Annotated in this window: 14 protein-coding genes; 11 read left to right on the top strand and 3 right to left on the bottom strand. The window is 65.0% G+C overall.

Annotated features, from left to right (window positions below):
- Window position 1: 1 nt before the first annotated feature.
- From dsrO to BM310_RS16350, 10 genes are all read left to right on the top strand, one after another.
- Window positions 2–832, top strand: coding sequence for a sulfate reduction electron transfer complex DsrMKJOP subunit DsrO (gene dsrO / locus BM310_RS16305; protein ID WP_089809700.1), 831 nt, complete (start codon window positions 2–4; stop codon window positions 830–832).
- Entirely contained in the window at window positions 832–2,139 is a 1,308-nt protein-coding gene (gene nrfD, locus BM310_RS16310) for an NrfD/PsrC family molybdoenzyme membrane anchor subunit (RefSeq protein ID WP_089809702.1), read from the top strand. The genes dsrO and nrfD overlap by 1 nt, the downstream gene beginning before the upstream one ends.
- Complete coding sequence (locus tag BM310_RS16315) at window positions 2,136–2,723, top strand: TorD/DmsD family molecular chaperone (RefSeq protein WP_089809704.1); 588 nt, start codon at window positions 2,136–2,138, stop codon at window positions 2,721–2,723. The genes nrfD and BM310_RS16315 overlap by 4 nt, the downstream gene beginning before the upstream one ends.
- A gap of 75 nt (window positions 2,724–2,798) precedes the next feature.
- Complete coding sequence (locus BM310_RS16320) at window positions 2,799–3,149, top strand: hypothetical protein (RefSeq protein ID WP_245778524.1); 351 nt, start codon at window positions 2,799–2,801, stop codon at window positions 3,147–3,149.
- Window positions 3,142–4,182 carry an Mrp/NBP35 family ATP-binding protein gene (locus tag BM310_RS16325; RefSeq protein WP_089809708.1) on the top strand — a complete coding sequence of 347 codons (1,041 nt, stop codon included), beginning with the start codon at window positions 3,142–3,144 and terminating at the stop codon, window positions 4,180–4,182. Before BM310_RS16320 ends, BM310_RS16325 begins: the two co-directional genes overlap by 8 nt.
- Window positions 4,183–4,334: 152 nt before the next feature.
- Window positions 4,335–4,820, top strand: a complete 486-nt coding sequence (locus BM310_RS16330) for a molybdopterin-dependent oxidoreductase (RefSeq protein WP_089809710.1) — start codon at window positions 4,335–4,337, stop codon at window positions 4,818–4,820.
- Window positions 4,817–5,473 (top strand): molybdenum cofactor guanylyltransferase, encoded by a 657-nt coding sequence (gene mobA / locus BM310_RS16335; RefSeq protein WP_089809712.1) that lies wholly within the window; start codon window positions 4,817–4,819, stop codon window positions 5,471–5,473. Before BM310_RS16330 ends, mobA begins: the two co-directional genes overlap by 4 nt.
- A 58-nt stretch (window positions 5,474–5,531) precedes the next feature.
- The gene (locus tag BM310_RS16340) at window positions 5,532–6,362 is read left to right on the top strand and encodes an extracellular solute-binding protein (protein ID WP_089809714.1); all 831 of its coding nucleotides are present in this window, start codon (window positions 5,532–5,534) and stop codon (window positions 6,360–6,362) included.
- Complete coding sequence (locus BM310_RS16345) at window positions 6,343–7,155, top strand: molybdate ABC transporter permease subunit (RefSeq protein WP_089809716.1); 813 nt, start codon at window positions 6,343–6,345, stop codon at window positions 7,153–7,155. Before BM310_RS16340 ends, BM310_RS16345 begins: the two co-directional genes overlap by 20 nt.
- Before the next feature lie 124 nt (window positions 7,156–7,279).
- Window positions 7,280–7,609 carry a carboxymuconolactone decarboxylase family protein gene (locus BM310_RS16350; RefSeq protein ID WP_089809717.1) on the top strand — a complete coding sequence of 110 codons (330 nt, stop codon included), beginning with the start codon at window positions 7,280–7,282 and terminating at the stop codon, window positions 7,607–7,609.
- Window positions 7,610–8,006: 397 nt separating this feature from the next.
- Here the strand turns inward: BM310_RS16350 and BM310_RS16355 are convergent, their stop codons facing one another.
- Entirely contained in the window at window positions 8,007–10,745 is a 2,739-nt protein-coding gene (locus tag BM310_RS16355; protein WP_089809719.1) for a bacterio-opsin activator domain-containing protein, read from the bottom strand.
- Between the two features lie 231 nt (window positions 10,746–10,976).
- Here BM310_RS16355 and BM310_RS16360 point away from each other — a divergent pair, with 231 nt between their 5' ends.
- Window positions 10,977–11,282 (top strand): DUF7344 domain-containing protein, encoded by a 306-nt coding sequence (locus BM310_RS16360; protein WP_089809721.1) that lies wholly within the window; start codon window positions 10,977–10,979, stop codon window positions 11,280–11,282.
- 111 nt (window positions 11,283–11,393) lie between these two features.
- Here BM310_RS16360 and BM310_RS16365 read toward each other — a convergent pair whose 3' ends face one another.
- The gene (locus BM310_RS16365; protein WP_089809723.1) at window positions 11,394–11,804 is read right to left on the bottom strand and encodes a hypothetical protein; all 411 of its coding nucleotides are present in this window, start codon (window positions 11,802–11,804) and stop codon (window positions 11,394–11,396) included.
- Window positions 11,801–12,676 carry a ParA family protein gene (locus BM310_RS16370; RefSeq protein WP_089809935.1) on the bottom strand — a complete coding sequence of 292 codons (876 nt, stop codon included), beginning with the start codon at window positions 12,674–12,676 and terminating at the stop codon, window positions 11,801–11,803. Before BM310_RS16370 ends, BM310_RS16365 begins: the two co-directional genes overlap by 4 nt.
- Window positions 12,677–13,049: the final 373 nt, after the last annotated feature.

The following is a 13,049-nucleotide window of genomic DNA, read 5'->3' on the forward strand; positions in this document are numbered from 1 at the left end:
GATGACGAACTACGGTTTAGTAATCGACCAGGAGCGGTGTATCGGCTGCCAAGCGTGTGCAGTGTCGTGTAAGCAGGAGAACAACGTCCCGATGGGGCAGTTCTGGAACCGCGTCCTCACGGAGGGGGGCGACAAGATGGACACCCCGGCTGGCGGCTACCCCGAAGACGGGGGAAGCGGCTCGCTGGACATGCAGTACCAGCCGACCGCGTGTCAACACTGTGAGAACGCCCCCTGCGTGAAGGTCTGCCCCGTCAACGCGACGTACACCCGCGACGACGGCATCGTCGAGATCGACTACGACAAGTGTATCGGCTGTCGCTACTGCATGGCCGCCTGTCCGTACAACGCGCGGGTGTTCAACTGGGACGAACCCGAGCACATGCCCGAGGAGGGGACGGGAGACGTTCCCGCCCGGCCACAGGGTGTCGTCGAGAAATGTACGTTCTGTAGCCACCGCGTCGACGAGGGCCTCGACCCGGCCTGTGTCGTCAACTGTCCGGCCGACGCACGTATCTTCGGTGACCTCGACGACGAGGAGAGCACCGTCTCGAAGTACATCAACCAGTACGAGACGAACCAGTTACTCGAAGACCGCGGGACGAACCCGAAGACGCACTACATCAGCGGCGAGATGAGTCCCGGCCGCCCGCAGACGTCCGACAAACTGGAGAGCGAACTCGACGACGTCTCGCCGTGGTCGGACGGGGCCGACGACGTGCCGTCTGATCCGTCGGAAGGCGGCAGTAGCGACTCGGCTGGTGGCCACCACTCGGTCGACAACGGGGCCGTTCCGCACGTCCCTGCCGCGAAACCGGGAGGTGACGACTGATGACGACGAGCACTGACCGGTCACGCATCGCGATTCCGCAGTTCGGCACGAAGGGGAAACTGTGGCTCGGTCTGCTCGCCGCGGTTATGCTCGGCGGACTGGCAGCCTGGGGCTATCAGCTCACGACGGGTCTGGTCGTCACGGGAATGCGCAACGTGTTCTCGTGGGGGCTGTACATCATGATGTTCGTCCTGTTCGTCGGGCTGTCGGCGGGTGGGCTCATCATCTCGAGTGCGCCGAAGTTCTTCCACTCGCACCGCTACGAGGGGTTCGCTCGGCTCGGCGTGCTGGTCAGCCTCGCGTGTATCACCGTCGCGGGACTGCTCATCCTCCCCGACATCGGCCGTCCGGAACGGCTGTACCAGTTCTTCACCTCACCGGACTTCCGGTCACCGATGGTCTGGGACTTCGGTATCGTCCTCCTCTACGGCCTCTTGAACGTCTGGTATCTGTGGCTGCTGACCAGACGTGACCTCGCTGCTCGGGGGTCGCCGCTGGCCCTCGGTGTCGAAGACACCGAAGTCGGCCGTGAGCGCGACCGCACGCTCATGTTCTGGACGGCCGCAGTCGCGCTGCCGACTGCCGTCGCACTCCACTCGGTGACGGGGTGGATCTTCGCGACGCAGATCGGTCGCGGTGACTGGTTCAGCCCGCTCGTCGCCCCGGTGTTCATCGCCAAGGCGCTCGTCTCCGGGCTCGGGCTGTTGTTGGTCGTGTCGGTCCTCGCCGACCGGCTGACGAACTTCGAGGTCGACCGCGAGGAGCTCACGAGTCTCGGCAAGATACTCGGTATCTTCCTCGCGTTCCACGTGGTCTACCTGCTCGCAGCCGAGCGACTCCCACACGCCTGGGCCGACCACTTCGAGTTCTGGGCCATCACGAGCAGTTTCCTCATCGGTGAGTCGGCGTACTTCTGGCTGTGGACGGTCGTCGGCGGGGCAGTTCCCCTCGCGATGCTGGCGATTCCACGGCTTCGCAAGCGTGTGGCAGTCATCTTCACGGCGAGCGCTCTCGCCGTCTTCGGCACGATGTTCGAGGGCGTTCGACTGGTGTTCACGGGCTACGACGTTGCCAACATCGACCTCCCGCCGGGCATCTCGCTCGGTGGCGCGTATTCGGGCATCACGACCGACGTCTGGGCGACTGCAGGAGCTTACACCCCGACGCTGGTCGAGGTGGCTGTCACCCTCGGCATCGTCGCCTTCGGCGCACTCATCGTCACCCTCGGTCTGAAATACGTCCCGATCCAGCGAGCTGACGAACAGGCATCGTACGTGACTGACGGCGGCAGCGAGGAAGGCCGATGACCGAACAGACGAACGCACCCCGCGAGCGGGACCGACCAGCCGCACTCGACACCGAGAGCGACGAGCTCCAGTCGGCGGTCGCGGCGACGTACGCCGTTCTCGCCGAGTGCTGGCGGGAGCCGACCGAGCAACTGGTCGAGGTCGCCCACGCTGGTGAACTGGCCCCCGTCGTCGGCGACGTCGGGTCGGTGGACCTTCGAGACCTCCGAACCGAATACACCCGGCTGTTCATCGGCCCGGCGGGACCACCGTGTCCGCCCTACGAGAGCGTCTACCGCGACGGTGAAGCCCCGGACGAACTCGGGCCGGTCAAGGGACCAGCCACGATGGCGGTCACGCGCTGGTACCGGGAGTTCGGCGTCCAGCCCGCACCGGACCACCCGGACCTCCCGGACCACCTCGCGACGGAACTGGAGTTCACCGCCTACCTCGCAGAGCAGGGGTTCGACGACCGACTCGACCAGTTCCTCGACGAGCACCTCAGACAGTGGGCCGACGAGTTCCTGACGCGGGTGGAACGAGAGACGCGTGAACCGTTCTACACGGCGCTCGCAGAAACGACCCGAGAGGTGGTCCATCAGTAGACGGCCTCCGGGTTGCTCGCCGGAACCCCCCGAGACAACCCAGGTGTATGTCCCATGACCACTCACGAACGATACGTGTACGAAGTCACGTACGATGTCGTCGACCCCCACCGTGAGGAGTACGAGACGTGGCTTCCGGAGACGACAGAACAGTGGATACTAACCCCGACCGTCGCCGGCTTCAGCAGCGAACAGAGCGTGACGGACGAGAGCCCAGAGATGCGTCTCCGGCTCGAATTCGAGACGCTCGCCGACTGGCTGGTGTTCGTCGAATCAGATCCGTTCACGCACCGCCTCGAACAGCTCCAAGATATGACAGATACACTGACGACGCACCTCTGGAAACCGACCGCAATCTCACTGAACCCGACAGCCGACGGCGGCGTCTCGATGGCTGCACACACCTCGGGAGTCCACGATGACTGACGTCGCCCCTCGCGAGGTCTTACAGACCGTAGACGACCCGCAACTCGGCACGGACATCCTCTCGCAGGGGCTCGTGACCGACGTCACGGTCGAAGACGGCGTCGTGTCGGTTTCGGTGGCACTCGGCGCACCGCACGCCCCAGTGGCGAACGAGATCAGCCGTCGTATCGAGGGGGCATTCGAGGAGCGAGGCGTCGAGGCAGTGGTCTCGACGGAGCCCGAAACGGCAGGGCACGAAGACGGCGGTCCGCTCTCCGGCGTGAAGAACGTCATCGCAGTCGCGTCTGGCAAAGGTGGGGTGGGGAAGAGCACCGTTGCGGTGAACCTCGCTGCCAGCATGGTCCGTCGTGGCGCACGCGTCGGCATCCTCGACGCCGACGTGTACGGCCCGAACATCCCCCGGATGCTGGACGCCCGTGAGCGACCGGACGTGACCGAGGACAAGCACCTCGTCCCAGTCGAACGCCACGGGCTTTCGGTCATGAGCATGGAGTTCATCACCGAGGGGGAAGGGCCCGTCATCTGGCGCGGTCCGATGGTCGACAAAGTCATCACCCAACTGCTCGACGACGTCGCGTGGGGAACACTCGACTATCTCGTCGTCGACCTTCCCCCGGGAACGGGCGACACACAACTGACGCTCCTCCAGCGTGTGCCCGTGACCGGCGCGGTGGTCGTCACGACGCCGCAAGCGGTCGCTGTGGACGACGCGGATAGGGGCATGCAGATGTTCAGCGAGTACGACACCCCCGTCCTCGGCGTCGTCGAGAACATGAGTGGGTTCGTCTGCCCAGACTGCGGGTCAGAACACGACATCTTCAACAGCGGTGGCGGACAGGCGTTGGCCGAGAGCTTCGACTTGCCGTTCCTCGGGAGCGTACCCCTCGACCCCGAGATACGGACGCGCGGAGACGACGGACGGCCGGTCGCGTTAGACGAGACGACAGAGACGGGCCGGGCGTTTCACGAACTCACGGCCGCCGTCATGGACAATACCAGTCTGGTGCACCGACGAGAACGGTCTGACGAGTGAGCCAGTCGCTCGTCGCACCGGCCGTTCGCACGGGTAGGTGACGTGCCTCCGATCGAATCGAAACCATCTCCCGCCACGGTCATTTAAACCGCTTAATTATTCGGGGTTACACACAGCGTCGCTGGGCACCAACGTTTCGCCAGTGAGCACCAATGAACTCACCAGACGCTCATCCCCAAGAGATTCCCTCACTATCCACCCCGATTACCGTCTCGGGCGACCGACGTCTGTCGCTGTCCGGTGACGCGCTGTCGGCGCACCCTATCGAGACACGGACGGTCACGGTCAGGTGCGCGTCGGGGACGCGCCACACAGCGACGTGGGCGGGCGTTCCGGTACTCGAACTGCTCTCTGCCGCCGCCGTCCCAGGTGAGACGACCCACGTGGTCGTCGAAAGCGACGGCGGCTATCGTATCTGCGTCGATATGTACGCGGCGCTCGACGGCTTGCTCGCGTTCTTCCGGGACGGAACGCCGATTTCGGAGCACCAGCCGTACGAGACGCGGTTCATCGCACCCAGTATCGACGGCGCTCGAACGGTGAAAGCCGTCACCCTGCTGGAAGCACGGTCCTTCTCTGCGGGCGCTGACCCGGAATCGGTCGAACGGATGTCTCGGGAGGAAGAGTACTCCGCATGAGGAGCGAATCACCCGACGTGACTGGCGTGGTTCTCGCAGGCGGGGACAGCCGCCGATTCGACGCCGGAGACAAAGCACTCGCCACGCTCGACGGCGAGACGTTCATCGAACGAGTGCTCGGTGAACTCCGCGCCTCGACGGCACAGCCCCCGATTGTCGCGGTCCGAACCGAGACACAGCGGAAGCAACTTCACAGGACAATCTCGCCGTCGTGGGACGGGCGCTTCGTGCTGGACGACGGCAGTCTCACGGGACCGCTCGCTGGACTACTGTCGGCGTGCGAGACGGCGTCGACACCGTGGATATTCGCAGTCGGGTGCGACATGCCGCTCCTCGATTCGAGAGCAATCGATGAAGTATGCGTCCGAGTTCCACGAGACGCCGAGCGAGCGCCCGAAGCAGTCGTTCCAGTCTCACAGCACGGACGACGCGAACCACTGCACGCGGTATACCGGCGCTCTGCAATCGTCAACTGCCGAAGGCACCTGTCGAACGGGGATAGCTTCAACGCGCTCCTCACCGCGCTTGACGACGTCGATTACGCCGTTCTCGACGAACTACCGCAACTGGTCCGGCTATCGGTGACGAACGTGAACACGCTCTCGGAACTCGAACGCGTCGCAACGAGCGTCGAGGGGGAACGAAGTGACTGATTCGCACTCCAAGGGTACTCGTCGGGCCTTCCTCACGACGACGGCTGGGCTCGCGACGATGGGTGGTTGCCTCGGGTGTTCCGGCTCGGCGTCGACCGTCTCGGTCCTCGCGGCCGGGAGCCTTCAGAACGCGCTCACGTCCGACTTCCGGTCGCAGACCGACGCTCACGTCGAAGTCGAAGCCCACGGGTCTGCACGTGCCGCCCGCATGGTTGCCGAGGGCCAGCGCGACCCGGACATCGTCGCGCTCGCCGACCCGGTGTTGTTCTCGTCCCCCCTCGACGCGGAGTGGTATGCGACCTTCGCGAACAACGCGATCGTCCTCGCCTACAACTCCCAGACGCCGAGCGGAAAACAGATACAGAGCGCCGAGACGTGGTTCGCCCCGCTTCTTCGCGAGGACGTGCGCCTCGGTCGCACCGACCCGGACCTCGATCCGCTCGGATACCGAACGCTGTTCACACTCGCTCTCGCGGTTGACCACTACGATAGGCCCGCGTTGGCCGACGAGCTCCTCTCTCGGACCCAGATCTATCCCGAGACGCAACTGCTCGCACAGTTCGACTCCGGGAGCGTCGACGCAGCGTTCGTCTACCGGAGCATGGCGGTCGAACGAGAGTATCCCTACGTCGAACTCCCCGCGGCCATAGACATGAGCGACTCCGACCACGCGGCATCGTACGCGTCGATGTCGTATTCGTTACCCGGCGGCACTGTCGTCCGGGGAGCACCGATTCAGTACGCCGCGACCCGCCGGACGCAGACAGAGGCTGCGACCGACTCGTTCGATGCACTCGTCGAATCGTCAGCTCGGTATCTCGAATCGCACGGCTTCACCGTCACCGACGCACATCCGGAGTACGTGGGCGATGTCCCGACGTCACAGTAGCCGTCGCTGGCACCGCTCCAGCGACGCGGCCGTCACTACCGGATTGCGAGGAATCACGCTCGTTCTCGCCTGTGTGCTCCTGCTGTACTATCTCGTACCACTCGTCACGCTCTGGGTTTCACAGTCGCCAGGTGAGCTACTCGGAAACCTCACCCGCGACTACGTCGTGACAGCGGCGACCAACTCGGTCCTCGCCGCGTCGGTGAGTACGATGGCCGCAGTCGTGTTCGGCCTCCCACTCGCGTACTGGCTCTCTCGCACGGATTTCCGCGGCCAAAACGTGGTTCTCACCGTGGTGATTCTCCCGCTCGTCTTGCCGCCCGTCGTGAGCGGGATGCTCCTCCTTCGAGTCGTTGGACCCGCAGGGATCGGAACTCTCGTCACAATCCCGTTCACCCGCTCGTTGCTCGGCGTTGTCATCGCTCAACTCTACGTCGCGTCCCCCTTTCTCGTAGTCACCGCGAAGACGGCGTTCGACGGCGTCGACAGGCAACTCGAGGCGGCGTCGCAGTCTCTCGGCAGAGGAAAGCTGTCGACGTTTCGACGCGTGACACTCCCGCTCGCTAAGCCTGGAATCATCGCCGGCGTGACACTCACTTTCGCCCGTGCAATCGGCGAATTCGGCGCGACCCTCATGATGGCGTACTATCCGCGGACGCTCCCCGTCCAGATTTGGGTCTCGTACCTGTCGACGGGTCTCGACGCGGCACTTCCGGTCGCGCTCGTCCTCCTGACGATTGCCGTTGGGACAGTCCTGTTGATTTACACCGTTGGAACGAATCCGTGGCAGTGATTCTACCGTGTGACACCCAGTGAACCCGCTCGAAGTCACTCGAGGTGCACCTTCACTGTCCCCACGATTCGTAGCGGACGGACACCGCCGAAATGGTTATTCTCTCGCTGCTACAACAACATTCATGGCCGATACAGCCGAAAAACCGGAAGAGCTCCCGTCGATTGCGGGGAAACTGGCTGAACAGCATCCCGAGGTCTGGGAAGAGTACGCCGACCTCGGGAAGGCCTGCTCTGAGGCCGGGCCGCTCGACGATGACGCGAAGCGGCTCGTTAAACTCGGGCTGGCTGTCGGGGTGCAGTCGGAGGGTGCCGTCCACTCGCACGTCCGTCGCGCACTCGACGAAGGAATCGATCCCGAGGAGTTGCGCCACGTCGCGATTCTGTCGATTCCCACGATCGGATTCCCGAAGGCGATGGCCGCGCTGACGTGGATTGAAGACTTAACGGAGTAATATCTCGAAACCATTCATACCCTGAGACCTTGACGGAGACGACTCCTGTCTTCGACACTGGTTACTTATTTCCCATTGGCTCCGGCTCGTAACTTGCGGACCGACGGTATAGTATTGCGATATGTAGTTTATCCCTCGGCGTAGGAACTGTCGTCCCCCGCGCACCTCGGTCACCGTGGCGACTCGCGTTCGAACGCCCTCTCAACGCTCGCCGAACGCGTGACGGCGGTCGCCCCCGGGCGAACGGGAGCGGAGAAACGGGATTCAGGGCGGCGCGAACGATGGGGTGCCTTGCGGGACGGGACACTCGGTGTTCGGGTGCCACACGACCCACTCGGAGTGAGTTACTACACTGTTGTTACTCTTTCGCAGGGGAGTCACGTTCTCCGACGGGTGACTACTGCTGGGCCGGAATGGACGCCGACAGCAGGTGGTCGAACACTTTCCGTTCCGCCTTTCGGAGGTGCTGGTGGAACGTCGGCGGCGCGACGTTCAGCGACGCCGCGACTTCCTCGCCGGTGCTCTCTCGCGGCCACTCGAAGAAACCGGAGTGGAACGCGGCCTCCAGCGCCTGATGTTGGCGCTCGGTGAGTTCGGCGGTCATCACACGCTGCACCCGAGTCGGTGGATGTTTCAGCCGCGTAATCTGTCGCTGCTTGAGTAGCCGAGCCGTCGGATACACTTCCCGGACGCGGTCGATTATCCGACGGACCTCTCCCGTCGGGGGCGCGTGGATGGTCATGCTGAAACCGCCGTCCTCGATGACCGCCCGTTCGACGGACCCCCCGACGGACGCCACGGCCGACAGGACGGGGGGGTCGGACAGACGCGCCTCGAACCCGCCATCGTGGAACGTCACCGTCTCCCAGTGCGGGCGGTGCTCCAGCACGCTGCGGACGACGTCCGCGCCGTCACCCGTCGTCGTCCCGAACAGGAGGTACGACCCGCTCTCGACGGGAATCGCGTGGTCGAAGGTGACGCGCCCGTCCGTCGCGTCGACGACGTTCAGCGTCGTGAAGAGGTCCGGAACCTCGAAGGCGAGTTCGACCACGTCGTCGCTCATCAGCGCTCGCTTCCGTTCGGCCGCGGCGATGGCGTGACCGACGACTTCGCCGAGTTGCCGCATCACCGACCGCTCTTCGCCCTCGAACGCTCCCGGTCGCTCGCTGTAGACGTTCAGTACGCCGTAGGTCGCGTCCTCGTGGACGACGGGGATGGCCGCCGACGAGCGGAAGTCGTACCGTTCGACGTGGTCGCGCCACGGGTCGTGGCGGGCGTCGGCCGCGACGTTCTGCGTGGTCTGCACCTCGCCCGTCCGTATGGCCCGTCCCGTCGGTCCCTCGCTTCGCTCGTCGTCCGGGTCGACCGAAATCGTCACCCCGTCCAGATAGCCCTCGACGCCCGCCTCGGTCCGGAGGTCCACCGTCTTCGTGGCCGCGTCGACGTCGCCGACCCACGCGAACGAGTAGGACTCCGACTCGGCGAGGCGCGTGCAGACCGTCTCCTCTATCTCCCCGCGCGTCGACTGTCCGATGACCGCGTCGGTCGTCTCGCGGACCACTTCGTGGAGGCTGTTGAGTGCCGCGAGTCGCTCTCTGCGGCGTTCGAGTTCGCGCTCCCGGTCGTGACGCGCGATGGCGGACGCGAGGATGTTGGCGACGCTCTGGACGAAGTTGACGTCGTACGTGGTGAACTCCGTCGACGACCGATTGTGCGTGCCGAGGATTCCCCACGGGTCGTCGCGGGGGCCGATGACCGTGCTGACGCCGCTCCGAACGCCGTGGTCCGTGAGCAACGACGGTCCGCCGAATCGCCGTTCGGTCGCGAGGTCGGTCACGACGACGGGGCCGTCGGCTCGGAGCGTGTGGGCCGCCTGCGAGTCGTCTCCGTCCGCCGAGACGCGCGCCGTCCCGACCAGTCCGTCGTCCCATCCCACGCCGCTCCGAAGCAGCAGTTCGTCGCCCGACTCGTCGAGGTCGAGCACTTTACACAGGTCGCTGTCGAGGGTCTCGGCCACCAGTTCCGCCGCCTCGGCCAGCAACGCGTCGATGTTGCGGTCCTCGAGTGCGCGCCGACCCAGGTTCGTAACGACCGACTGCTGGTGGACCCGTCGCTGGAGTTCGTCCTCGCGTTCGAGGCGGTCGGACACGTCGCGGACCACCCCGCACCGGCCGTACCCGTCCTCGACCGAGTACGCCGCGAGTCGCGTCTCACACGGTACCCGTCTGCCCGCCTTCGTCTCCACGTCGAGGTCGATTCGCGTCGATTCGCGTTCGCCGGCGACTATCGCTCCGACCTTCGACTCGGCCTCCGGCGTTATCTCGTCGTCGTGAACCATCGTCGCGTGCGCTCCCAGCAGTTCCTCGCGGTCGTACCCGGTCAACTCGCAGAACCCGTGGTTGACCGCGACGAACCGGGCGTCCTCGTTCACCGCGTAGATGCCGTCTTCGACCGTCTCCACTATCGTCTCGTACTGCGCGCGGTGTTCCCGGAGTTCCCGCTCCCGCCGCTTCCGCTCGGTCACGTCGCGGTACACGGCCGCGCGGCCGCCGGCGAACGTCCCCGCCGTCACGCGCTCGCTTCTGCGTTCGAGCCACCGTTCGGTTCGCTCTCCGCTCGGAGTCACGCGGCACTCGACCCGGTCGCTGCTCTCGGCACCGCCCGCCGCCAGAACCCGGTCGACGAACGCCTCGGCGTCGTCGAGGGTCGGTGCAACCTCGTCCACGACGAAATCTCGTTTCTCCCGCCCGACGACTCCCGTTCGGTCGACGCCGAAGTACCGCTCGACGGCCGCGTTGGCCCACGCGACGGTGGACTCCGAATCGAAGACGACCACGGCGGCGCCGACGTCGACGCCGTCGAGAACGCCGCCCGCCACGGTCCCGGCGTTCGCCGCCGCGTCGTCGCCGACGTGCGTCGCCGCCGACTGCGTGGGTCGCCACCAGACCCGGGCGTTCGCCCCCACCTTCTTGGTGGCCAGGCGGTCGCGTTCGGCCAGTCGGTCCAGTCGGTCGTACGCGCTTCGGCGCCCGACCTCCAGTCGGTCGGCCACCTCCGTCGTCGTCACCGGGTCTCCCGTCTCCTCGAACAGCGCGAGCGTCTCTCGGAGCGCGCCGGTCAGCGAACTGTCGGTCACGAGGCGGGGTACGATGGCGACTCACTTCATGCCTCCGACGACGGAGCCTTTCCGTTCGTGACCCGCGCGATACGACCGCTCACCGTGATATATGACCGACAGAATCGACTTCCCGCGGAGAACGCTCCCGCTACCCGACCGTCGAAACCTAATATGTTATAGATAGCTCTTAACCGGTCGTGATGATTCTGCAGTGATACACGTCGGAGCGACTCCGACTACATTCCCATCATGGCCTCGTCCCCGAACGAACCAACGGCTCTCGCAGCGGTTACGAGCGAACTCTCGGCGAACGAACGACACCGACTGTTGTCGGCCGAACGACGGCGACTGACGCTCGACGTCGTCACGAACCGCTCCACGTCCGTCAGTCTCGACGCCGTCGCACGCGTGGTTGCGGACCGCGAAACCGACGCCGACGTCCCGGACGACGAAACCGTCGAACGGGTGGCGATTTCACTCCACCACGTCCACCTCCCGAAGTTACACGACGCCGGCGTGGTCGAGTACGACACCGAAACGAACCAGATAGCCTGACTCGGTCGCGAGACCCGCGACCGGAGTCGGGAGTCCCCGCTGACCGCCCTCTTCTCGAACGAAATACCCGGTTTCGACGGACCGAGCGAACGTCCTCACGAATCGACGTTCTCAGTCGAACGTCATCCCGTAGCCCCACTCCTCGAGGTGTTCCTCGGCTTCGTCGAGGTGGTCGAGGCCCACCATCACCAGCGCCTCCCGGAGGTCCGTCAGCGAGACGTCGCCGTCGAAACGGTCCTCCAACTCGCGGAGGGCGTCTCGCTCCGCGGTCTTCGTCTCGGACTGGAGAAACAGGGGGACGCGACTCCGGCCGTCTTGAACCCCATCGCGGCGGAACTTGTACGGAATCTGTATCGACTGCCTTCGTTCGTCGGCCGTCGTCTCCGTCTGGTCTGCCGTCCCGGCATCGTCCGTCGTCTCTGTCGACGTCGAACCGCTCTCCGTCTCGTCGTCCGCGTCGTCCGTGACCGGGTCGTCGTCGGCGAACGGGTCCTCGCCGGCGCCTTTCTTCATCCCGGTCATACGGTCATCACCTCGTGGTCCACGTCGCCCGGTTCCGGCGGGTCGGGTGCTTCGAGGCCGACTTCGGACTCGAGGTGTCGCGCGAGGCGGTCGAACTGCGCGAGCGTCTCGACCTCGTAGTCGCGGCGACGCTCCCGGTGTTCGCGGACGTACTCGAACGCCGAACACTGCTGCATCCAGCAGCCTTCCATCATCGACGCCCGTTCGCCGACGATTTCGGGGATGGGGTAGTCGATTTCGTCGAGGATGGAGCGCTGGTCGCGCGTGTTCTTGAAGCCCATCGGAATCGCGGCGAGGACGCCGACTTCGACCGCCAACTGCTCTTCGAGGCCGACGACGAGCGACTCCAACCCCTCGACGGCGGCGCGCCCCTTCGCGCTCGGTTCGACCGGGATGACGAGCGACCGCGTCGCGTTGATGGCGTTGTAGAGGTGCGGTCCTTCGGTCGCGGGTGGGTCGCAGATGAGCACGTCGTACGTGTCGGGGACGCCCGCCTCGCGGAGGACGCGCAGCAGTTGCGCGTGCATCCCGAACGCCTCGCCCATCGCCTCCGACTGCTCTTTCTCTCGCTGGAGGTACTCCGCGAGGTCCGACAGCATGTTGTGTTCCGGGACGATGTCGACGCCTTCGACCGTCCGCACCAGGTCGTCGAACTCTCCCTTCGGTCGCCGAATCATGTGCCGGACGACGTTGTCGACCGACTCAGTTCGTCGACCGTCGACGCCGAACAGGCGCGAGAGGTCGCCGTCCTGTGGGTCGAGCGGTACGACGAGCGGTTTCAGGCCCGCGCGAGCGTGCGCCACGGCGAGGTTCGCCGCGGTCGTCGTCTTCCCCACGCCCCCGGCCTCGCTGTACGTCGAATATGCCAGCATCGTCGTGTACATTACGACAACTCGTCTTTAATGTTCGTCAGACAAACTCGTGAACACTCTTGATGAATGTATGTAGTGGATGAATGCGGTGAACACAACTAGTGAATATCACCGAGGCCGCTCTCCTACCCTATTCGGCGAGGCACGCCGGTGATTCCGCGAGAACGCCGTCGAACGCCGTTCAGAGTCGGTATCGGGGAACGCCGAGACCACCGCACACGGATTCACGGGAGTCACGTCGGTACCGGAGTCCTGCGATGAACGAATACGGTGAACATCCTCGCTGAACACGTCCGACGAACGAACTGTCCCGGTGATCCGCTACAGGTGGAATACGTCGTGAACGACGTTCGAGAATCTCACCACCGAACCA

Origin of the sequence: Halogeometricum rufum, assembly GCF_900112175.1 — an archaeon.
GTDB lineage: Archaea > Halobacteriota > Halobacteria > Halobacteriales > Haloferacaceae > Halogeometricum > Halogeometricum rufum.

What these genes read in the sequence shown, in the direction of transcription:
- BM310_RS16330 (WP_089809710.1), top strand. Translation starts at nt 4,335, where the DNA reads ATGAACTCACCAGACGCTCATCCCCAAGAGATTCCCTCACTATCCACC.
- BM310_RS16340 (WP_089809714.1), top strand. Translation starts at nt 5,532, where the DNA reads ATGGGTGGTTGCCTCGGGTGTTCCGGCTCGGCGTCGACCGTCTCGGTC.
- nrfD (WP_089809702.1), top strand. Translation starts at nt 832, where the DNA reads ATGACGACGAGCACTGACCGGTCACGCATCGCGATTCCGCAGTTCGGC.
- dsrO (WP_089809700.1), top strand. Translation starts at nt 2, where the DNA reads ATGACGAACTACGGTTTAGTAATCGACCAGGAGCGGTGTATCGGCTGC.
- BM310_RS16325 (WP_089809708.1), top strand. Translation starts at nt 3,142, where the DNA reads ATGACTGACGTCGCCCCTCGCGAGGTCTTACAGACCGTAGACGACCCG.
- mobA (WP_089809712.1), top strand. Translation starts at nt 4,817, where the DNA reads ATGAGGAGCGAATCACCCGACGTGACTGGCGTGGTTCTCGCAGGCGGG.
- BM310_RS16350 (WP_089809717.1), top strand. Translation starts at nt 7,280, where the DNA reads ATGGCCGATACAGCCGAAAAACCGGAAGAGCTCCCGTCGATTGCGGGG.
- BM310_RS16370 (WP_089809935.1), bottom strand. Translation starts at nt 12,676, where the DNA reads ATGCTGGCATATTCGACGTACAGCGAGGCCGGGGGCGTGGGGAAGACG.
- BM310_RS16345 (WP_089809716.1), top strand. Translation starts at nt 6,343, where the DNA reads ATGTCCCGACGTCACAGTAGCCGTCGCTGGCACCGCTCCAGCGACGCG.
- BM310_RS16315 (WP_089809704.1), top strand. Translation starts at nt 2,136, where the DNA reads ATGACCGAACAGACGAACGCACCCCGCGAGCGGGACCGACCAGCCGCA.
- BM310_RS16360 (WP_089809721.1), top strand. Translation starts at nt 10,977, where the DNA reads ATGGCCTCGTCCCCGAACGAACCAACGGCTCTCGCAGCGGTTACGAGC.
- BM310_RS16365 (WP_089809723.1), bottom strand. Translation starts at nt 11,804, where the DNA reads ATGACCGGGATGAAGAAAGGCGCCGGCGAGGACCCGTTCGCCGACGAC.